General features: G+C 34.5%; 16 protein-coding genes. 9 read left to right on the forward strand and 7 right to left on the reverse strand.

Features of this window, described 5'->3' with window-relative positions:
- Positions 1 to 164 precede the first annotated feature (164 nt).
- On the forward strand, positions 165 to 1121 hold the full coding sequence (locus tag Q7C23_RS10415) for an aldo/keto reductase (protein ID WP_375032461.1): 957 nt from the start codon (positions 165 to 167) through the stop codon (positions 1119 to 1121).
- Between the two features lie 78 nt (positions 1122 to 1199).
- Here Q7C23_RS10415 and Q7C23_RS10420 read toward each other — a convergent pair whose 3' ends face one another.
- The 6 genes from Q7C23_RS10420 to Q7C23_RS10445 form a co-directional block, all read right to left on the reverse strand.
- A complete protein-coding gene (locus Q7C23_RS10420) occupies positions 1200 to 2483 on the reverse strand; it encodes a beta-mannanase (protein WP_375032462.1) in 1284 nt (427 codons plus the stop codon).
- Positions 2484 to 2636: 153 nt separating this feature from the next.
- Entirely contained in the window at positions 2637 to 3872 is a 1236-nt protein-coding gene (locus Q7C23_RS10425; protein WP_375032463.1) for a glycoside hydrolase family 26 protein, read from the reverse strand.
- A gap of 23 nt (positions 3873 to 3895) precedes the next feature.
- Positions 3896 to 5083 (reverse strand): AGE family epimerase/isomerase, encoded by a 1188-nt coding sequence (locus tag Q7C23_RS10430; protein WP_375032464.1) that lies wholly within the window; start codon positions 5081 to 5083, stop codon positions 3896 to 3898.
- 8 nt (positions 5084 to 5091) lie between these two features.
- Positions 5092 to 6282 carry a glycosidase gene (locus Q7C23_RS10435; protein ID WP_375032465.1) on the reverse strand — a complete coding sequence of 397 codons (1191 nt, stop codon included), beginning with the start codon at positions 6280 to 6282 and terminating at the stop codon, positions 5092 to 5094.
- A 27-nt stretch (positions 6283 to 6309) separates the two neighbouring features.
- Positions 6310 to 7701, reverse strand: a complete 1392-nt coding sequence (locus Q7C23_RS10440) for an MFS transporter (protein WP_375032466.1) — start codon at positions 7699 to 7701, stop codon at positions 6310 to 6312.
- A gap of 36 nt (positions 7702 to 7737) precedes the next feature.
- Positions 7738 to 8874 carry a glycoside hydrolase family 26 protein gene (locus Q7C23_RS10445; RefSeq protein WP_375032467.1) on the reverse strand — a complete coding sequence of 379 codons (1137 nt, stop codon included), beginning with the start codon at positions 8872 to 8874 and terminating at the stop codon, positions 7738 to 7740.
- A 304-nt stretch (positions 8875 to 9178) separates the two neighbouring features.
- Between Q7C23_RS10445 and Q7C23_RS10450 the strand changes: the two genes are divergently transcribed.
- The 8 genes from Q7C23_RS10450 (at position 9179) to Q7C23_RS10485 (ending at position 21552) form a co-directional block, all read left to right on the forward strand.
- Complete coding sequence (locus Q7C23_RS10450; protein ID WP_194657082.1) at positions 9179 to 10057, forward strand: AraC family transcriptional regulator; 879 nt, start codon at positions 9179 to 9181, stop codon at positions 10055 to 10057.
- A 313-nt stretch (positions 10058 to 10370) separates the two neighbouring features.
- Positions 10371 to 13538 (forward strand): SusC/RagA family TonB-linked outer membrane protein, encoded by a 3168-nt coding sequence (locus Q7C23_RS10455; protein ID WP_375032468.1) that lies wholly within the window; start codon positions 10371 to 10373, stop codon positions 13536 to 13538.
- Between the two features lie 11 nt (positions 13539 to 13549).
- Positions 13550 to 15112, forward strand: a complete 1563-nt coding sequence (locus Q7C23_RS10460; RefSeq protein WP_375032469.1) for a RagB/SusD family nutrient uptake outer membrane protein — start codon at positions 13550 to 13552, stop codon at positions 15110 to 15112.
- A gap of 20 nt (positions 15113 to 15132) precedes the next feature.
- Positions 15133 to 16215 (forward strand): IPT/TIG domain-containing protein, encoded by a 1083-nt coding sequence (locus Q7C23_RS10465; RefSeq protein WP_375032470.1) that lies wholly within the window; start codon positions 15133 to 15135, stop codon positions 16213 to 16215.
- 84 nt (positions 16216 to 16299) lie between these two features.
- Positions 16300 to 17565, forward strand: a complete 1266-nt coding sequence (locus Q7C23_RS10470) for a fasciclin domain-containing protein (protein ID WP_375032471.1) — start codon at positions 16300 to 16302, stop codon at positions 17563 to 17565.
- 86 nt (positions 17566 to 17651) lie between these two features.
- A complete protein-coding gene (locus tag Q7C23_RS10475; protein ID WP_375032472.1) occupies positions 17652 to 18884 on the forward strand; it encodes a glycoside hydrolase family 27 protein in 1233 nt (410 codons plus the stop codon).
- A 12-nt stretch (positions 18885 to 18896) separates the two neighbouring features.
- Positions 18897 to 19862, forward strand: a complete 966-nt coding sequence (locus tag Q7C23_RS10480) for a glycoside hydrolase family 5 protein (protein ID WP_375032473.1) — start codon at positions 18897 to 18899, stop codon at positions 19860 to 19862.
- A 613-nt stretch (positions 19863 to 20475) separates the two neighbouring features.
- Positions 20476 to 21552, forward strand: a complete 1077-nt coding sequence (locus Q7C23_RS10485) for an outer membrane beta-barrel protein (protein ID WP_375032474.1) — start codon at positions 20476 to 20478, stop codon at positions 21550 to 21552.
- 326 nt (positions 21553 to 21878) lie between these two features.
- Here Q7C23_RS10485 and Q7C23_RS10490 read toward each other — a convergent pair whose 3' ends face one another.
- Positions 21879 to 22784, reverse strand: coding sequence for an N-acetylmuramoyl-L-alanine amidase (locus Q7C23_RS10490; protein WP_375032475.1), 906 nt, complete (start codon positions 22782 to 22784; stop codon positions 21879 to 21881).
- Positions 22785 to 22815 lie beyond the last annotated feature (31 nt).

Consider the following 22815-nt stretch of genomic DNA (forward strand, 5'->3'; position numbering starts at 1 on the left):
TTCACGAATGAATTAGTTTTAAATTCGTGAATTCGTGGCGATTTCTCTTTTATCTCTACGCGAGATTATTTTAAAAAACTTTGTGTCTTAGAGTCTTTGTGGCAAAACTTCGAGAGTTTTTTGTATTTTTAAAACCTATTAAACTTCAACCTTAAATAAAAATAATGAAATATAACAGATGTGGAAAAAGCGGGTTATTGTTACCTGAAATTTCTTTAGGATTATGGCATAACTTCGGATCAGTAGATAATTTTGACAATGCTGAAAGTATTGCTGTAGAAGCTTTTGATAAAGGAATTACTCATTTTGATTTAGCTAATAATTACGGACCGGTTCCAGGTTCTGCAGAAACAAATTTTGGTAAAATCCTTTGGCATAATTTTCAGGGAAATTTGCGTGATGAAATCATTATTTCAACTAAAGCTGGCTACACCATGTGGGACGGACCTTATGGAGATTGGGGTTCTAGAAAATATTTATTGTCGAGTTTAGATCAGAGTTTAAAAAGAATGAAAGTCGATTATGTCGATATTTTCTATTCGCACCGCCCAGACCCGGAAACTCCGATTGAAGAAACGATGATGGCTTTAGATTACGCCGTAAGAAGCGGAAAAGCATTGTATGTCGGAATCAGTAATTATTCAGCTGAGCAAACTCGTGTTGCCGTTGATGTTCTAAAACAATTGGGAACGCCGTGTTTGATTCATCAAGCCAAATATTCAATGTTGGAACGTTGGGTGGAGAATGGTTTATTAGATGTTCTGGAAGAAAAAGGAGTAGGGTGTATCGCCTTTTCGCCTTTGGCACAAGGACTTTTGACAGATAAATACTTGAACGGAATTCCTGAAAACTCAAGAGCACACAATCCAAATGGGCATTTGAAAGAAGATGAGGTTACGGTAGAAAGAATTCAGAAATTAGTTCAGTTGAATGAAATCGCTAAAAATAGAAATCAATCTTTGGCACAGCTGGCCTTGGCGTGGTTGCAAAAAGACAAACGAATTACTTCGGTTTTAATTGGGGCAAGTTCTGTAAAACAATTATGTAATAATATTGATTGTTTGCAAAATACGGAGTTTACAACAGATGAATTGAATGCGATTGAGAAGATATTAGCATAGTCTTTCTTATATGATTTAACCCGACATGTTTTTAAAACCTGTCGGGTTTGAAAACATAAACGTATAAGGCAGTTTAAATTATTTTAATTCCATATTGTATTTCTTCACAATATCCAAAGTTGATTTATCCGAAGAAAAAACCGAATTCAATCCTTGTGGTTCCTGAGGAGGATCTGTTGTCAAAGGATCACCCGGACTCCATTTTCCGCTTTCATTTATAGTTTTTCCTTCGCCGCCAAATCCCCAGAAATTGGCGCCTTGCAACGGTCCATTGTTTTTAACGCTTTCAGCAACTCTTCCAAAAATATAATTGTAGAAAATATCTCTGTTTGCAACCGATGCCGTTGGTAATAAACTTTCATTTTCTCTTCCCAAACCAAATTCTTCGATAATAATCGGACGTTTTAAATGATTCGCCACAGCTACATGTTTATCAATATATGTACCTGCATTTTCTAAAGTAGTTGGCAGGGTTTTTTCAGCATTATCCGCTTTAAACCAATTCCAGTTTTTTGGCCAGATATGCATTGTCAGATAATCAATATTCGGATTTTGGTGCGTTCTTTCAAAAATTCCAATGTCATCATTCGAGCTGTTCAATCCTTCAGAACCCGTCGAAATCAAATGATTTTTGTCCAGACTGTCCATTAAATTCACAATATTATTCAGCCAAACGGTGAATTTTGCTTCATTTTCAACTGTAAAAAGTCTTGGTTCATTCCCAACTTGCCACGCCATAATCGTGTTGTCATCTGTATATTTTTTATGAGAATACGTATTTGTTCTTTCCATAATGAATTTTACATGATTTTCTAAAGCCTGCATACAAGGTTCACAGCTGTGAAATTGTTCTGTATAGGCCATAAACTGGGGCCATGTGTTAGGCGCAATTCCAGGAACCGGAACCGGACCTTTGGCGTTCCATTCCAAATATTGCGACATACCGCCAGACCATTCCCAGTTATTCGTCAAATATAAAACGGCATACATTTTTCGTTTTCGCATTTCGTTCATTAAGAAATCCAGCCCGTCGAGCAAATCTTCATCGTATTTTCCCTGTTCGTATTGCAACGCAGGACGAACGGTAAAATCGTATTTTCCGCCGTCGCCTCCAACTAAAATTCGGAGATTATCAATGCCGTTTTTCTGCATTAAATCCAACTCGCGAAGCAATCTTTTGCGATCACCTATTTTTTTCGAAGCCAATAAACTGCCGTACCAATAATTCGTTCCAATATACGCATACGGTTTGTCGCCTTTGTAAAATTGCGTTCCTTTCACCGTAATTCGTTCCTGCGCCTGACAAGCAATTGAGGAGAAAATTAAAGCTAATCCCAGGGTTTTTAGAAATGTATTTTTCATTATTATATTTTTTAGGAGCTTTATCCTGCTATCCGTTTCAATCTTTTATTTTTTTAAAGAAAAAAAATAAAAGGATTTCCACTTCTATCAGGGCTAGGGGTTTACGGTTTTTAAGATGGCTTTTGTTTCTTCAATTTCCACAGACTTGGTCTACTATTTCGGCAATTCATACATTTTCGGCAAAGAATTCACCAAAGCCGATTTTGTTTTAGAACTAAATGTTTTAAAATCAGCCGCATTCGAAACAGTTCCATTCGGTACCCAATACCCATCTTTAGTATTATTCCAAAATAATACATAACTCACCTCAATATTGTTTGATGTCAAAGCACTGTATAAATAGGTCGAAAACCAATCTGTAATCGGTGATTTTCTACTTGTAACCTGATAACCGGTTTCAGTCAAAGCGGCAATTTTTACTTTGGTTTTAGCCAAATCAGATATTATTTTTAATTTAGAATTAGCCCGGCTTGCTCCGGTTGAACCCTGATTATCAAAATCGCCGTAATTGTCCATTCCTAAAACATCAACATATTTATCTCCTGGATATCGGCTTAAATAATCAGCTTGTGTAGTATAAGATCTGTCAGGAGAAAGAGCATATAAAATATTATGAATGTTTTTAGTGTTTTTTAGATAATCAACCGTAAACTGATAGACTGTTTTGTATTCTTCAGGTGAGCAAAAATTTGCTCCCCACCAAAACCAGCTTCCATCAAATTCATGAAAGGGCCTGAAAATAATCGGAATCAATTCGCCGTTCGCATCTTTTAAATTAGAAACTACGCTGGCAATTTTGTCTAGTTTTTTCTTGTACCATTCGTGATGCGCTCCTCCGGGTAAAATACTTTTAAATGCAGTAGTTTTTTGTTCCGATGTCATTTCGGAGGTATTATAAGTTTCTTCTTTGTAAGGTTCTCTCAAATGCCAGCTAAACGTATTGATCATACCTTTGGAGTAAGCAAGTTTTACATCAGCTATGATTTTTACTTCCTCTTCATAAAACCAGTTGCCAGGTTGGTTGTTATTTTGCTTATCGGCAATAAACATAAAGTCTGAACCTAAAACAGCTGGATCATAACCCGTATTTTTTTTGATATCCGAATCACCACCTGCATCCTGGTAAAAACTGTTAAAAGCAGCTTGCTGACCGATTGCAAATTTGGTTTTGGCTAGTTTTTTTAAATTATAGAATAAAGCCACGGTTTCTTTTGTTGCAGTTGCGTCAACTAAATAGGTTGCTGCATTTGACGTGTTCAACGGATCAGTCTCAACAATAACTGGTGGATCAACGATAACTTCTGGATCTGATTCGTCATTAGAAGAACATCCTGAAATTGTCAAAATCGATAAGCTTATAAAAAGAATATTTAGAAGATTTTTTTTCATTTTGATTTGTTTTATAAGCTTAATTAGTCTTTTATTCTCTGAATAAGCTCCAAACAAGCGCGGCTGTTATGATACGGGCATTTCCAGAAGCCGGCCTTATCTTTTTCAATTAAAGTATAATCGCGATAAACTCCCCAAAACCATTCTCCGTTTTCTTTATCCAAAATGTGTTTTTTGATGAAATCCCAGTTTTTTAAAACCAGGTCTAAATACTTTTCGTTGTCTGTTAATTGGTATGCGTTATAAAAACCAATTAAAGCTTCGGCCTGAACCCACCAATGTTTTTCAGCAATCAGTTCGTTATTTTCTGAATCTAATTCATACCATAGTCCTCCATCAGCATCCAAACCTTCCTGCGTAACTTCGGCCATTTGAATGGCGTGTTTCTTATAATTGGTTATTAAATTTTTATCTTCTGAAATTTCGGCACACTGCATTAAAAGCCAGGCTGCTTCAATATCATGTCCATACGAAATCACGTCTGGTTTTTCAATCCATTCTTCGTTAAAAAATAAACGTAAATGCCCTGTTTCAGTGTTGATAAAATGTTTTTCGATCGTTTGTAATAACGCAACAATAACATTTTGAAGTTTTTTATTTTTCCAAACCTTTAATAAATTTGCATACGCTTCCACAATATGCAAATGCGTATTCATGGTTTTCTTTTCATTCGCATCTTTTTCACTCAGACGCAAATCGGCAATGGGTTTCCACTCTCGGGTAAAAGCTTCTAAATAGCCTCCGTTTATGGAATCGTAGCTGTGTCTTTCTATTTGTAAATATAAATTGATGGCTATCTTTAAGGCTTTTTCCTCTTTAGAAATAACATAGTATTCTGATAGTCCGTAAATCGCAAAAGCTAAAGCATAAATCTGATTTTTAGTGTCTTTTGGCGTTTTGTCAGCATTAATACTCCAAAACAAACCTCCAAATTCGGCATCGTAAAAATGTTTTGAAAGAAATTCAAATGCTCTTGTAGCTATTTTTTTATGTTCTTCATTTTTAGTAAACTGATAACTGGCAGAAAATGACCATAAAATTCGGGCGTTTAAGACAGATCCTTTTTCTGCATAAGCAATCAAATGATCGTTAAAATCAATCTGACCAATAAAACCTCCATTTTGATTGTCAACAGTATGTTCTGACCAATATTTTAAAATGGAATCAAGTTCAACTGATAATTCAGATTTAAGTTCTTTTAGTTTTGACACGATAAAATTTATATGGCGTTATTTTTCTCAATTTGATTGATAATTGTTTTTACAGAACCCGCAGAAATAAAAGTGTCAGCTGGTGTATTTGTTACATAATCAACCAGTTTTGCTACAGATGAAACCGCAACATGCATTCTTGTATCTGATGATGCGTAGTATACGTAAACAGTTCCGTCAGCATCTTCAATCCATCCGTTTGAGAATAAAACATTCGATACATCGCCAACTCTTTCGATACCTTCAGGTCCCATAAAATGACCCGCCGGAACGTGCGTTACTTTTGTAATGTCATTCAAATCGGTCATAAACATATAAAGTGTGTAACGTAATCCTGCAGCGGTATTACGAACGCCGTGCGCCAAATGCAACCACCCTTTTTCCGTTTTAATAGGAGCAGGGCCAAGACCATTTTTCAATTCATAAATGGTATGATATTGTTTTCCAAAGATGATTTTTTCTTCTTTTACAACCGGATTTGTCATGTCTTCCACATATCCTAATCCAATTCCACCACCAGCGCCAACGTCAATAAAACCATCTTGAGGGCGTGTATATAAAGCGTATTTTCCGTTTACAAATTCCGGATGCAAAACGACATTTCGCTGTTGACCTGTATTCGAAATTAAATCAGGAAGTCGTTCCCAATTCACTAAATCTTTAGAGCGCACGATTCCGGCATTGGCTACAGCAGAACTTGTATCACCCTTTGGTGCTTTCGGATCTTTTCTTTCGGTACAAAAAATACCGTAAACCCAACCGTCTTCGTGATTTACCAAACGCATATCATAAACGTTGGTGTCTGGTTCTGCAGTCTGAGGAATCACACATGGTTTATCCCAAAACTTAAAGTTATCGACACCGTTTGGACTTTCTGCAATAGCGAAAAAAGACTTTCTGTCAATTCCTTCAACACGAACTGCAAGCAGATATTTGCCATTCCATTTCATGGCTCCAGCATTAAAAGCAGCATTCATTCCAATTCGTTCCTGTAAAAACGGATTTGTTTTTTCGTTTAAGTCAAAACGCCAGTTCAGTGGTACATGAGCCGCTGTAACTACCGGTTTTTTATAGCGTTGGTAGATGCCGTTTCCGGCATTTTCTTCAGGAGTGTTTTTTTGCTCCGTCAGTGTTTTATGTTCTTTCTCTAATGCTACTTTTCTATCCTGAAATGTAGTGGAAGTGGCTATTGTTGTCATAGTAATCTATTTCTGATATCTGGATAATTAATTGGTATGGTCTCTTTTTTCGTTTAAATCTTGTTCTATGGTTTGCAATTTTTCTTCAGATAAAGGATAAAACAAGATAAAAGCGACTGATATGAAGGCTGCGATCGCAGGTAGTATGCTTAACATTAATTGGATTCCGTTTTGGGCAACTGCAGTTTGTTCGACGTTAGCCTGAAAACCATAGTAGCCTAAAAGCCATCCGGCTCCTGCGCCACCTATAGTCCAGCCAAATTTTTGTGACATAGAGGAAGCAGAGAAAACTAATCCGGTTGCTCTTCTTCCTTGTTTCCATTCCGAATAATCGGCGCTGTCAGCGTACATAGACCAGATTAAAGGAAAAATACAGCCTGCACAAACACTGATTAAAACCTGAAAACTTAAGATTAAGAAAATATCTTCTTTTCCGAAGAAATAGAATACTAAACTCAAAAGTGCGGCTAAAGCCATAGCACCAAAAAAGGTTTTCTTTTTTCCGATTTTATTAGCGATTGGTGTGGCAATGATAACTCCGATGATATTGGCAGCCTGACCCAGAACTAAATAAATAGAGGTTGGTGTCATGTGAAAATCTGTTCCAAAAAGCGAGAAATCAAAGTTTATACTGCTGCTTACATAATATTTAAAGTAATAGACGGCAGCTCCGTCACGGATAGAATTGAAAACTAGAGCGCCAATTCCGGCTCCCAGCAGAATCCACCACGGTTTATTTTTCCACAAGTCTTTTAAATCTTCTTTTAAGTTAGATTGTTCATCAGAAATTGGTTTCACTCTTTCTTTAGTGAAGAAAAAACAGGCCCAGAAAAAAGCGGTAGTAATGACTCCAAAAACGGCAATTGTTGCCAGCCAGCCTGACTTAGAGTTTAGGCTTCCGCCGAAATAATTTACAAGCGGTTCAATTAACCAAAGTGCCAAAAGACTTCCTCCAAAAGCAAAAACCATTCGGTAAGAAGATAACGTGTTTCTTTCTTTTCGGTCAGACGACATTACGCCTAAAAGTGAAGCATACGGTACGTTGATTAACGAGTAAATCATCATCATTAAAGAATAGGTAACGTAGGCATAAATTATTTTCCCCTTTTCATCAAAATCAGGTGTGTAAAAAGTTAGAACTCCAATTACGGCAAACGGCACGGCTACCCATAATAAGTACGGTCTGAATTTTCCCCATTTGCTTTTTGTTCTGTCGGCAATGATTCCAACAATTGGATCAAAGCAGGAATCCCAGATTCTGGTGATTAAAAACATGGTTCCTACCACGGCAGGTGCTATTCCGAAAACGTCGGTATAGAAAAAGAGGAGGTACATGCTGAAAATTTTCCAGAACATGGATGACGCAGCATCTCCAAGACCGTAACCTACTTTTTCTTTTAAACTAATTTTGTCGTGCATTGGGTTCTTTTTAAGGTTGTAATTTAGATTTGGTTATTATTTTAGTACTTTCTGAATGTCCTTTTCAAATAAAGTTTTGTCAAGATTATAAAAATCAACAAAATCTTTTTCGCTTATTTGCCCTGTGTATGGAGCATAATAATGCATTTTTTGTTCCTTTTCCTGCCAGCCGTGGTTTCTCCATAATAGAACATAAGAGATTTTATAATCACCAATGGCTTTTGATAGTGTTCCTGTCCACCATTTTGGGTCGGGAATTGCTTCGTAACCTGCTTCTGCAATCGCGATTAATTTATGTTTATCAGCACCAATTTCATTTATGATTTTAAGTTGATTCTGAACTTCGCTAATAAATTTAGTTCCCTCTTTATCATCATTATTCTGGTAGGAATCGAAACTCAAAACATCGGCATAAGTATCGCCTGGATAATGGGCTAAAAAATCTTCTTTTGAGTTAAAACTGCTTGTGTTGTAGACATAAATTAAATTGTGAACACCTTTTTTTTGAAGGTATTCAAAAGTGAATTTCCATAATGATTTAAATTCTTCGGGACTACAATTTCCTTTTCCCCACCAAAACCAGCCTCCGGTAAGTTCATGATAAGGTCTGAAAAGAATTGGGATATTTTTCCCTTTTTTATCTTTTAAAGATAGTAGATAATTGGCCGCTTTGTCTAGCCAAATAGTGAATTTTTGATGATTTTCTCCACCTGGTAAAACGGTTTTTGCCGCATTTGGTGTGTTGTCCCATGCACTTTTTCCGGTTGCGGGATTATCAAAATGCCAGCTAATGGTTGTAATTCCACCCCTTTCATGGCCTTCTTCAATATATTGCTTCATTTTTGTAAAGGGGATTCCATCTATATTGTTTGGACTGTCTTTTTCCAATCCGGCCAAGTCCCAACCATAAACTGCTGGATAATCTCCAACGACATCTTTTATATCGCTTCTGCCGTTTTCGTATTTCCAGTTTACGCCATAAGCAAGATCATCCTGATGTCCAAATAAATAACCTTTTTGAACCAATTCATTTAGTTTTTTATAAAGAGAAACAGTTTCAGGTGTCGCTTTTTTATCTGAAAGTGACAAATTAGTATTAGTGATAATGGCTTTGGAAGAACATGAAGTCCCTGTAAGTATTGTTATTATTAATATTAGTATGTTTTTTTTCATTCGAAATGAGTTGTTTTTTAGTGTAATAAGTGTATGAATAACAATTGATAAATGTATTATAAAACAGTCAATTTTTCAATCTTTAAATCAATATTGTTTTTCTGCTAAAATTATTAAAACTTTAAAAAGTTATTATATTAAAAATGATTAATGTTTATTATTGATATACTTTTTAGAAAAATGATAATTCTATTTTTCAAAGATAATCCGATGTTTATCGTGTAATTAATATTATTTTATCAATTATATATCATATTATTGCAAAACAAAAAGGATAAAAATACTTCATAAATAGATTTTAAAGATGAGTAGTGCTAAAAATTTTTACAGGGAAATTGCTCCGCTTTCAGCTGGAGATAGTTTTTTAGTTTTCGACAGGGTTAAAGATAGTTTTGATTTTCCGGTACATTATCATCCGGAATTTGAGATCAATTTTATTTTAAATGGAAAAGGAGTAAAGCGGGTTGTTGGCGATAATATAGAAGAAATTGACAGTGTTGAACTAGTTTTAATAGGACCAAATTTATATCATGGATGGGAATTAAATAAATGTACCAGTAAAAAGATTCACGAAATTACCATTCAGTTTCATAACGATTTATTTCATGAATCTTTATTGTCGAGACGAATTATGAATCCAATTCGCGATATGTTTAATCGTTCGATTCATGGTATTTTATTTTCAAAAAAAGTGGCCGAAGAATTAACTCCGAGGCTTGTAAGACTTTCTAAATTAGATGGTATGGATTATTTTTTAGAAATCACTTCCTTATTATATGATCTTGCCAATTCTAGGAATCAACGTTTGCTCTCAACTTATACGGTAGATTATGATACGTTTGATGATTACGATAAAATGAAGCTCGTATATGAATACGTGCAAAAACATTTTGCTGAAAAAATTACTTTAGAAGATGTTGCGGGTGTTGCCAGTATGTCGATAATTTCTTTTAACAGATTTATTAAAAAGCGAACCGGAAAAACTTTTGTCAATTATATAAATGATATCCGAATTGGATATGCGGCTCGTTGGCTGGTTGAGAAAGATATGAGTGTATCTGAAGTAGCTTTTAAATCAGGTTTTAATAATATTGCGAACTTTAATCGTAGTTTTAAAGCTACTAAAAACTGTACACCTAGTCAATATAGAGAAGATTTTTCTGGGTTAAAGCGTATTTTGTAGTGATACTTTTTTAGCACAAACAAATATTATTTTTAACGAAATCGTTTGCTTTTTTAATGATTCGTTAATTTTTATTTATAATTCGTACTGGATTAAGGGTTGGTTGTTGCGAAAAATGCATTTTTTTATAGTTTTTATTTTCATATGTGTTTTTTTAAGACGATATAGTAAAAATATTATCATCAAATGATATAATACTATCGATTTAATGTTTTGTTCTGTTATAGATTTGTTAAATAATTTAGATAATAAATCACACCCTTTTTATTACTTCATTATGAACTAACAAATTTAAACTAACCAAACATTTATTATGAAAAAACTAATGACTAACTTTATTCATTGGAATGCTGGCCACAGAGCGGTTCCTTTGATTTTATTCTTGTTACTGACGAGTAATTTTATTACAGCTCAGGTAAAGGTTTCGGGAACAATATCTGATGATAAGGGATTAGCTATTCCTGGTGCCAACATATTGGTTACAGGAACAAAAAAGACGGCTTCAACAGATTTTGATGGGAGATATTCTGTTGAAACACCTGCAAATTCTACAATCTCTGTTTCATTTATTGGATACATTACGCAGACAATTAATGTAAAAAACGGAGGAACTATCAATGTAATTTTGAAACTTAGTGCCGAAGATTTACGTGAAGTGTTAGTAAATGTAGGATATCGCAGTGTCAAGAAAAAAGATTTAACAGGAGCAATTTCTACAGTTGGCTCCAAGGATATTGCAGATTCTCCACAAGTATCAGTAGATCAGTTATTACAAGGACGTGCTGCAGGGGTGTCAGTTACAAATAACTCTGGCCAGCCAGGTGGTAGTGTGTCAGTAAAAATACGTGGAACTACTTCTATATCCGGAACTAATGAGCCATTGTATATTGTAGACGGTATTCCGATTTCAGGAGATGCTGCCAATACAAATACAGGAGGTTCAATTGTTAGCGGTTATTTGGGTGCAAACACAGGAAACGTAACTTCGAGCCCTATTGCATTTTTGAATCCTAATGATATTGAAACGATGGATATTTTGAAAGATGCTTCTGCGACTGCAATTTATGGCTCCAGAGCGTCAAATGGGGTCGTAATTATTACTACAAAAAGAGGTAAGAAGGGTGCAGGAAAAATTACTTATGATACCTATTTCTCTATTCAAAATGTAACGAGTTTGTTGGACACCATGACTTTGAGTCAATACGCCACGCAGCAAAATGCTTTGGCAGCGGTTTACGGTGTAACGCCACGTGATGAATTTGCTGTTCCGTCTGTTTTGGGTAAAGGAACAAATTGGCAGGATGAGATTTATAAAACGGCGGTGATGAGTAATCACCAGATTTCATTTTCAGGGGCAAAAGAAGGTACTACGTATTATATTTCAGGAGGTTATGTAGATCAGGAAGGTATTGTTATTGGTTCTAGTTTTAGAAGATATAATTTTAAAACAAACGTAGATAGCAAAATAAAAGATTGGTTGACTGTTGGCGTTTCTATTGGAGCAGGTGTAACAAATGAGGATATTACAATTAATGGTGCAAGTAATGGTATTATTAGTACTTCTATTTTATCTACTCCGGATGTTGCAGTAAAAGATACTAATGGAAATTATGCAGGTCCGCCGGCAGATGGGTCAATTGGGGTTTGGATTAACCCGGTGGCTTCAGCTTTGATGAATACTAACAAGTTGATTAAAAAGAACTTCATAGGAAATTTTTATGCTAATTTTAGAATAGCAAAGGGGCTTGAGTATCGATTTGATGTGGGAGGATCTACAAATATTGATAATTTTGAAGGCTTCGAACCTACTTATACTTGGGGGGCTGCCGTTAAAGAAACAAATCAGTTAGTAGAGAGATCGAATAATTGGTATGGTCTTAATATTAAAAATGTTTTAACTTATAAAATTGATGCAGGTGCGCATCATTTTAATGTCTTAGCCGGTCAAGAGGCAAATGATAGTCATTGGACAGGAAATTCGCAATCAGTTTCTGGTTTGGTAAGCAATGATATTCATTCTATTAGCTTGGGAGATCCTGATACACTTACAGCTTCAGAATACAAAGGGAGCTCTGGATTGTACTCTTTCTTCGGGTCTTTTAATTACGATTATGACAATCGATATGGGTTACAGGCAACAATGAGAGCGGATGGAAGTTCTAATTTTGGGCCAGGCGAAAAATGGGGCTACTTTCCTTCATTTTCAGGTTATTGGAAACTTTCAAATGAAAAATTCATGGAAGGTACCAAAGAATATATTGACAACATTAAATTTAGAGCTGGTTATGGTGAGACTGGTAATCAAAATGTTGGCGGTGCAGGTTACATGAGTACAGTTCGTGCAATAAAATCAGCACTGGGTAATTTCTTTACCGTTAATAATATTGCAAATCCGGGTTTAACCTGGGAAACTTCTAAGCAAACAAACTTTGGTTTGGATTTTACACTTTTTAAGTCAAAACTTCAGGCTACATTCGATGTATATAGAAAAGAATCAGAAGGATTTTTATTCGTTTTGCCATTGCCTTATTATGTTACGGGTACAGATACTTATCAAGGAGGTTTAGGAGCACCAAATGTAAATTTAGGAAGCTTAAGAAACCAGGGTTTTGAGATGACTTTAGATTACAATGAAAAGTTCGGAAAAGATTTTAGCTGGAATTCAAAAGTAATTTTCTCTACAAATAAAAATGAATTGTTAAGCTTGCAAGATAATTTTGATTTGACAAAAGATGTAATGCTTAATGATTATACTAATAAAGCAGTAACCAAAACAGTGGTTGGTCAGCCAGTTGGTCAATTTTACGGATACCAGACCGTTGGTATTATCAGAACCAATGAACAATTAGCAAATGCACCTATTCCTTACACAGGAAATAAAGCTGTGAAAAGTCAATTAGGAGATGTTGAGTATGTAGACCAAAATAAAGACGGTTTAATTGATGACAAGGATTTAACTTATATTGGTAATCCTCAGCCGAAATTTACTTATGGCTTCAATAATACTTTTAAATACAAAAATGTTGATTTAGGAGTCTTTTTACAGGGGTCTTATGGTAATAAGGTTATGAACTTAACCAGACGTGCCGGTACTAAAAACCAACGTTTGTATGAAAATCAATTGGCTGAAGCTGCGGATTTTTGGACACCGGAAAATGTTGATGCAAAATATCCAAGACCTGATGGTGGAGACGGACATCCAAATATAGCAATCTCTGATCGTTATGTGGAAGATGGGTCATATCTGAGAATTCAACAAGTAACTTTAGGTTATAACATGCCTTCGGATGTAATTTCAAAAGCGAGTATTAGTAAATTAAGATTTTATTTCGGTATTCAAAATCTTTACACATTTACCAAATATACAGGTTATGATCCAGAGATAGGAGCGTACAATCAAGATCCATTATTAGTCGGAATTGATTCAGGGCGCTACCCAACCAATCGCAGTTTTACTTTTGGAATGAATTTAGAATTTTAATTACTATCCTTATGAAAAAATATATCAATATAAAGACCTTAGTTTTATTCTTAACACTAGGTTTGGTAACTACTTCTTGCAGCGAAGATTTCTTGGATCGCCCATCTGAAGATAGTTACAGCAGTGACCAGTTTTATAATAGTGATGAACAGGTAGAGAGAACAACTTATGGTATGTATGGCGCAATGTGGGCTCCTTATTATACTAAAAATTTCTATGCATTAGCTGAATTGTCATCAGGGAATTGTTTAGCGTATGCAGATGGACCAGAGCTGATTCAGTTTAAATTAACTTCTGATAGTCCAATATTGCTAGATCCCTGGAGAGCCTGTTTTGCAATTGTGGCACAGTCCAATAATTTAATTAATAATATAGAGAAAGATGCTACTGGAAATGTAAGTAAAGCTGTAATTAAAAATACTGTTGCAGAAGCGCATTTTTTTAGAGCAATAGCTTATTTTTATTTGGTTCGTTTGTATGGGCCGGTGCCTATTATTGAAGATAATTTAGCTTTGGCAAAAGATCCATTGGTTAATACAAATAGAATTGAAGATGTTTATACGTTTATTGAAAACGATTTAAAGTATGCAGCAGCAAATCTAAAATCAAAAATTAGATCCAGAACTCCGGGTGGTGAAAATATTTTTGTAACTCAGGGCTCTGCCGAAGCATTTCTAGCCAAAATTTATTTGTATGAGAAAAAATATGCAGATTCTAAATTAGTGGCTGAAAAAGTTATTAATTCTGGTGAGTTTGGTTTGGTGCCAAATTTTGCAGATTTGTTTTTGACAAGTAAAAATAATAACGAAGAGTCTATTTATTCCTGGCAATGGTCTGGTGCTATCAATACTTATGGTGGAGGAAATTTTTCAAATATTCAATATGGTTTGGATATTTTGAATGATAACGCTTCATATGGTGCTACTTACGTACCAAGTAATGATGTTCAGGATGCTTTTGAAATTGGAGATTTAAGAAGAAAAGAATCTTTTATGATTTACGGTGATTCTTATCCTAATTTAAAAGCTAAAGGAGAGGTAGGTTTTGTAATGGATAAGGATAAATATGGCGATGTATTAGCTAATACCGGTGCCGCAGTTAAGAAATACGTAGTGGGTCAGGCTACTAGTGAAACAGGACCTGCCGATTCATGGGGAGGGATGAATAATTGCAATTATATTATGCGCTATGCAGATCTTTTATTGATTCATGCTGAGGCTATTATGGCTGGAGCCGATGAAACTGCAAGTCCTGCTGCAAAAGAATCATATAATAAAGTGAGACGTAGAGCTGGTCTGGGTATTTTAGGAAATAATGTTCCTTTAACAAAAGCAGCTTTATTTCATGAGCGTAGAGTTGAATTTGCTTTTGAAGGAGAATTTTGGTTTGATTTAGGCAGACTGCCACGTCAGGAAGCAATTAGTATAATCTCTCAACAGGATAGAGGTTTTGACTCTCAGGGAGTAATACATTATACACCGACACCAGCTGATTTTACTTACCCAAAACCAGATATCGAAGTTAGAAAAAATCCAAAATTGAAAGAGGCACCAGTTCCTTACAGTTTCAAATAATTTTTTAAAAGTAAATCACTATGAAAAATATAAAAAATAGAATGTTATTGAAGTTGTGTCTTTTGGCTTCGATCTCAATTTTACTGTTTACTTCCTGTTCAAATGATTCAGGAGATTCAGGAGGTTCCTCCACTGGAAAGCTTGAAGTAACCGGAATTAGTAAATCTGTTGTTGATGATCCTTTGGTTGACGGGGATAGAGAAGTTGATGTTCCTACAGATATTATTAACGCTGGAAATTATTATATCATTAGAGGATCTGGTTTTAGTACATTAAAATCAATTTCATTTAATGGCTTAGAATCCTATTTTAATTCAACATTCGTAACAGATAATGCTATCGTTGTACTAGTTGATGAAAAAACTCCATATTACAATGAAATGGATGAAATGAAAATAGTTACCAACGTAGGTACTTTGAAGTATAAAGTAGCTATAAGACCTCCAAGTCCTAGTATTAAAGGGTTTCCAATCAATCCTAATGCGGGAGATATAATCACGATTAAAGGAGAATATTTTTTACGTCCTGTAGTAAATTTTGGAACTACGAAAGTGGAACCTATTGAGTCATCTTTGACTGAAATAAAAGTAAAAGTTCCGGATGATTTTAAATATAAATACCTATCGATAACGAACGTTTCAGGAACAACTGTTGCTAATCAGGCATTTGGCAGTGCGCTTTATGATGATGCTCCTACTAATATCTGGGGTTGGGATGAAAAATGGGATGGAACGAATGTTTTCGATTTGGCTTATACTAAAGATTTTAGTCAGGGATCTAAATGTATTGAATGGAAATCAGGTGAGTGGGATGGTTATCTTATTGCTCTTGCTTCCTGGAATTTTACAGATACAGATAAATTTAAAGCTGTAAGATTTTCTGTTAAAGGCACAAAAGCTGGAAAAGTAAAGTTTTTTATTAATGGAAATGCAGATAGTAATTTCAAGGTTGTAGAATTTAAATCTGATTCATGGACTTATATAGAAATTCCTTTTAGCGATTTAGGTTATCCGGCTGTATTAAGCAAAATCGGATGGCAGGAATTTGGTGGTTTTGGAGGAAATACCATCTTACTTGATGATATTGGATTGGTATTAAAATAATTGTGAAGGATTCAAAAAAATAAATCTTAATGGTCAACTTGACTTTGTTTATAAGAATCCATAATTAAAAACTAAAAGAGAAGTATGAAAAATATATATAATAAAGTAAAACATATTGCTATATGTGTCTTTTTGATTGTTGCAGTTTCTTCTTGTGATAATGATATTAAAGATATTGGAGGAGCGCAGCAAAATTATAACACGGCATACGGATTGCTTCAGGCAAATAGTAATTTGTCTACGTTTGTAAAAGCAATACAATTAACAGGATTGCAGTCAACATTAGACACACCGGATGATTATACTTATTTTGTTCCTAATGACGAAACTTTTGCTGCTTATTTAGTTGCAAATGGTTATGTAAATGAGTTGGGATATCCAGATATTAATTTGGTTCCGGTAGAAGATTTAAAACAACTTGTTTTGAGTCATGTTATTAAAGGCGTTAAAAAACGAGTAGCCAGACTTGAAGGTGTTGAAGCTGATTATTTAACAACTGGCGATTATGCTACAATGGCAAATGCCGTAAATCCTGATTTGTATTTATTGAGTATAAATGTAACCAACAATGTTTTAAAGGTAAACGGATCTGATAAAGCAGCGCCGGGGTTGGATTATTACGCAACAAATGGTTTCGTTCAAGTTTTAAGTAATGTAATTGAATTAACTCCTCCAGCTCCGGTAATTTCAACTCTTTCACAAGTATTAGCTTCGCCGGGAGATGTTATTACGATTAAAGGCCAGAATTTTGTTAAGGTTAAAAGTGTGAAATTTGGAACTACAGAGGCTGCGTTTACAGTAGTATCTAAAACAGAAATCCAGGCAACTGTTCCAGCTGATTTTGGTTCGTACGCATCAATTGTGGTCGAGACTGAATTTGGAGTGTCTGCTCCGAGTAGCATAGGGATTACATACCTTTTATATGCTGATGATGCATCTAAAATTAGTTACCAATGGGATTGGGGTGGTAGTTTTGATATGCTAAATACCGAGCAGGTTAGTAGAGGTACACATTCTATTAAGAAAATTACTGGGCCTTGGTCAGGATTTTACATAGGTTTTAAAGAAACTTTGAACACAAGTGATTATCAATTTGTTAAAATATCTGTGTATGCTACGGAAAGTACAAAAATATTAGTAAGTATACATCCTAAAGGAAATGAGAATGATGCTTTTGGAACGACCGTTCAGTTAGTTGCCGGACAATGGAATAATATTTCAATTCCGATGTCAGATTTGAAGCTGGATCAGGTAGGACCTACTTTTAATAATGTGTTTATTAAAGAGTATTCTGGAATATCACTTACGCCAGGAAATACTATCTACTATGACGATATAGGATTTTTATAAAATATTATTTGTTTTGAGTCAGTTTGAAAATGTTCCCTTATTGAAAGATTAGGGAACATTTTTTTAAGTATTTAATTTGAAAAAGAATGAAAAAAATTGCTTTATTACTTGTTTTAAGTATATCCGGGATCTGTTTTAGTCAAGGAAATACTCATGAGCAGCAAGCCGGAAAATTTGAAGGTCTTGCAATGACTCCGCCAATGGGTTGGAATTCATGGAATACTTTTGCTACTAATATTGATGAAAAGTTAGTAAAAGAAACTGCCGACATTATGGTTTCTTCAGGATTGGCCGTAGCAGGTTATAATTATATAGTATTAGATGATGGCTGGATGGCTAAAGAGCGTGATGCAAATGGTGATTTGGTTCCTGATCCTGTTAAATTTCCTAACGGAATGAAAACTGTAATAGATTATGTACACAGTAAAGGATTGAAATTTGGTTTGTACAATTGTGCCGGAACTCAAACTTGTGCCGGATATCCGGGAACGCGTGGTTACGAATATCAGGATGCGCGTTTTTATGCTAAATTGGGTATAGATTTTTTAAAGTACGATTGGTGTAACACGAAAGGAATAACTGCACCTGAAGCTTATGCAACAATGAGCAATGCGTTAAAAACAGCTGGAAGGCCAATTGTTTTTAGTCTTTGTGAATGGGGGGATAACCAGCCTTGGGAATGGGGAAAACCTGTTGGAAATCTTTGGAGAATTTCCGGAGATATTTACCCTTGTTTTGATTGCGAATTCAAACATCCTGAAAACTGGTCGTCATGGGGATTTATGAAAATTGCCGAAATGCGAAAAGATATCCGCAAATATTCGGGACCGGATCATTGGAATGATTTTGATATGATGGAAGTTGGAAACGAGATGAATGATACTGAAGATAAAGCTCATTTTGCAATGTGGTGTATGTTGGCATCTCCATTGTTTTCAGGAAATGATTATAGAAAAATGTCAAAAGAAACGCTTGCCATTTTAACCAATAAAGAATTAATAGCGGTTAATCAGGATAAATTAGGAGTTCAGGGATTCAAATATAGTGCAGAAGACGGATTGGAAGTTTGGGTAAAACCGCTATCAGATGGAAACTGGGCTGTGACATTTTTAAATAGAACTGATGTTGCTAAAAAAATTAACTTCGATTGGAAAAAGAATACAATTAAAGATGTTGATTTTGGATATGAAGCCGATTTTAATAAAACGGTTTTTAAATTAAAAGACCTTTGGAAGAATAAGGAAATCAGTAATACAAAAAAGAGTTTTCAGGCAGATATCGCTTCTCATGATGTAATTACATTAAAGTTAATTCCGTAAACGTGATTTAAAATGAAATCAAAAGCTAATTTTTTTACACTTATTGTGCTGTTTGTGTTTTGTGCTTCAAAAGCGCAATTTGTAAAATATCATGGGCAACTTCGTGTGGAAGGAACTCAGTTAACAGATCAAAATAATAATCCAATTGTATTACGTGGAATGAGTTTTGGCTGGCACAGTATGTGGCCGAGATTTTATAATGAAAAGGCAGTAGATTGGTTGAAGAAAGATTTTAGTTGCAATGTGGTTCGTGCAGCGATGGGGATTGAACTAGGGAAGATGGCTTATATAAAGGAACCGGAATTCTCAAAAGAGAAAATTGAAGCCGTTGTAAATGGCGCGATTAAATCGGATATATACGTTATTATCGATTGGCACAGTCATAATATAAATCTAAAAGAAGCAAAAGTTTTTTTTGCTGAAATATCTAAAAAGTATGCCAGGTATCCCAATATAATATATGAGGTTTTCAACGAGCCGGATGACGAAAGTTGGCCTGAAATTAAGGCCTACTCCGAAGAAATAATCAGAGTAATTAGAGAAAACGATCCAGACAATGTTATTTTGGTTGGTTCGCCACATTGGGATCAGGATGTTAATCTTCCGGCTGCTGATCCTATAAAAGGTTATAGTAATATAATGTATACCATGCATTTTTACGCTGCCACACACGGTAAAGAATTAAGAGACAGGACAGATGAAGCCTTAAATAAAGGCCTGCCAATATTTATTTCTGAGTCTGCAGGAATGGAAGCATCTGGAGATGGGCCTTTAAATACAAAAGCATGGAAGGAATACATAGATTGGATGGAAGATCGAAAGCTGAGTTGGATAACATGGTCAGTTTCTGATAAAGAGGAAACGTGTTCTATTCTTAAAAAATCTGCAAAATCAGAAGGAAAATGGAAAGGGGAAGATTTAAAAGAATCCGGAATACAAGTTCGTGAATTTTTAAGAAAGTATAATTCGCAAGAGTAGAAGTAGTTACTTTTATTTCAAAAAAGCCTGTTCAGTTTATGATCAGGCTTTTTGTTTTTAATTGTAAAACTTTTTGCTTTTGATTTAAAAATTATATTGAGTGTTTTAAGCTTCTAAGAAGGTTTTTGGTTTCTGTTTTTTTGTAAGAATTTTTAATTCAAAAACATAATTTATATAAATATTTATAAATTAATGTTTGTGAATTAGTTTTTATTTAAAATTTTAAGTACCCCTATTTTAAGAGGGGTTTTATTTTTTTTGTTGCTTTCTGTGGTGATTTTTTGGTTGTTTGTGCGTTGTTTTTTGTTGTATGCCCTAAAAATTTTCTGATTTTTACTAAAATTGCATTAGGGATTTTTCAAAATTAAATCAGTATTAATGTCAAATAACGATTATTGTTAATTTAATTTTTGTAATCCATAATTCTGCTTATAAAACGTCAAAAAAATAGACTTCAATTCTTTTGCTCGTACAAAAGTTAATAAATTCGCTAATGAAAATGAAGAGGTTTTAGGGGGAGATTAGAGGTTTTAGAAGTGACTTATAGTAGAATGTACATATATAAAAGATTAACTAACCAGAATCAATTTAATAACTAAAAACCAATTAAAACATGAAAAAAGTATTGCACATTTTAGCCGCGATGTTAACGAGTTCTTTTGCATTTGCTCAGGAAGATACCGAAACTCCAGTTGTACCAGCAACTACATGGGGAGGATCAGCAGATGCGTATTATAAATATGATTTTTCAAAACAAATGAATGGATTAACGAGCTTTACCAACTCACAAGATTCATTTGAATTAGGAATGGCGTCTATTAATGCAGGTCATACTTTCGGAAAAGCATCTGTATTTGTAGATTTAGGTTTCGGAAAAAGAGCGGGAGAATTTTCATATAATGAAACAACAGATAAAGATATAAATGCAAAATTTTTAATTAAACAATTATTTTTTACATACCAACTTACAGAAAAATTTAAATTAGTTGCGGGAAGTTTTGGAACCCATATAGGCTATGAAGTGCTTGACGCAGTAGGTAATAAAAACTACAGTATGTCATATGCTTTTTCATATGGACCATTCTTTAATACTGGAGTAAAAGCACAATATACTTCAGGGAAGTTTACGGCAATGTTTGGTATAACTAATCCAACTGATTTTAAATCGGCTATGGATGCAGGTTCATCACAAAAAACATATATAGGTCAATTAGGGTATATAGGTGAAACAGGAAGCGCTTATCTAAACTTTACATCAGGAAGTAGTAATCCGGCTTCTGAAGATAATAAAACACAATTTGATTTAGTAGCTTCAAAAACAATAAGTGATAGTTTTGGTCTTGGTTTTAATGCAACATATGCTAAAACTAAAAATGATATTTCAAGCTTAGGTGATGGTGAATGGTTTTCACTAGTAGGATATGCTAATTATTCATTTAGCCCGTCTTTACTATTGGCATACAGATTGGAATATTTTGATGCTAAAGATGCTGCTCCGGCAAGTTTAGGAACACTAACAGGATCAAACGTATTCGCAAATACAATTTCATTGAATTATAAAGTTGGAAAACTTACTATAATTCCTGAGTTTAGATACGATGCTGCATCAGAAGATATCTTTTTAGATAGTGATGCTGCTCCAGCAGGAGGGTCGTTCTTTGGATTAATTGCTACAACATACTCTTTCTAGAGATAAAGATTGATATTTTTTTTTTTTTTTGGAGCTGTCAAAACATTCAAATGTTTTGGCAGCTTTTTTATTTGTTTAAGATCGATATTAAAGTAGAGAAGAAAGAGTAAAGAGTAAAGATAAAATAGGAGAGGGGGTAGTGAGATATAAAGACTTTTAAATATTGATTGCTTAATGAGTATTTTAAGGAGCTTAATATAATTTCGGTCATTTCTTTTCTTTGTCCTATACTCTTGTATCCTTCATCATAAGGTATGCTTCAAAAACACAAAAACGCATTTCTAAGTGCTTAGAAACGCGTTTTTGTGTTTTTATTAATTGTCTTTTTACTGAATCTGTTTTTTGTAAATCGAATAAATAGTATCTATTGTTTTTCTATCTAAAACTGATGTAGCATCTGTTTGAATATAATGCAATTTAAAAGCCTGTATTGCGGCTGAAAGATTCTTTGTATTGTAGCCAATAATACGCAAAGCAGGTTCTATTTTGAAATCAAAAGGAGCTTCTTCCAGAATTTCATCCGGCCAGATGCCAAATCCTTTTTCTGCCAAAGTTTTCCAGGGAAATAAAGCGCTTGGATCTTGCTTTCTTCCTGGTGCAATATCAGAATGCCCTAAAATATTTTGAGTTGGAATATTATAATCTTTTTTCAATTTTGTTAGAAGCGCTACAAGACTGCTAATTTGTGCTTCGGTAAAAGGTTTAAAGCCATTGTTGTCAATTTCAATACCAATAGAGCATGAGTTTAAATCTGTGTTTTTACCCCAGGTAGATGCACCTGCGTGCCAAGCTCTTAAATAGTCGTTTAGCATCTGGACGACTTTCCCGTTTTCAGAAATTATATAATGGGCGCTAACCTGTGTTTTGGTTTTGGTAAAAGTGCTTATGGTTTGTTGTACAGAATCTTGTGCCGTATGATGCAGAATGATAAAGCTCGGCTTTCTTAAATTAAAATTAACCGTACCAATCCATTCGGTATTAATGCCATTTAATAGGGCAGTTGAACCTGTTTTTGATAAAGTATCTTTTACAATTCCTAATTGCGAAGCATACGAAGTGTCAATAACCACTGGACTAACAGCGGGAATTGTTTTTGCTTCTTTGCTTGTAATCTGGTTTTCTAAGTTTTTAAGCTGCTGATCGTAGACTTTTTCTGTGGATTTATAAGGATTCGTGGAACACGAAGTTATTACAATTGCTAAAATCAAATAATAAAAATGCTTTGTCGTCATGATTAGTTACATTCTAGGATTAGGTTATAAA

Origin of the sequence: Flavobacterium sp. LAR06 (assembly GCF_041946075.1) — a bacterium.
Taxonomy (GTDB): Bacteria; Bacteroidota; Bacteroidia; order Flavobacteriales; family Flavobacteriaceae; genus Flavobacterium.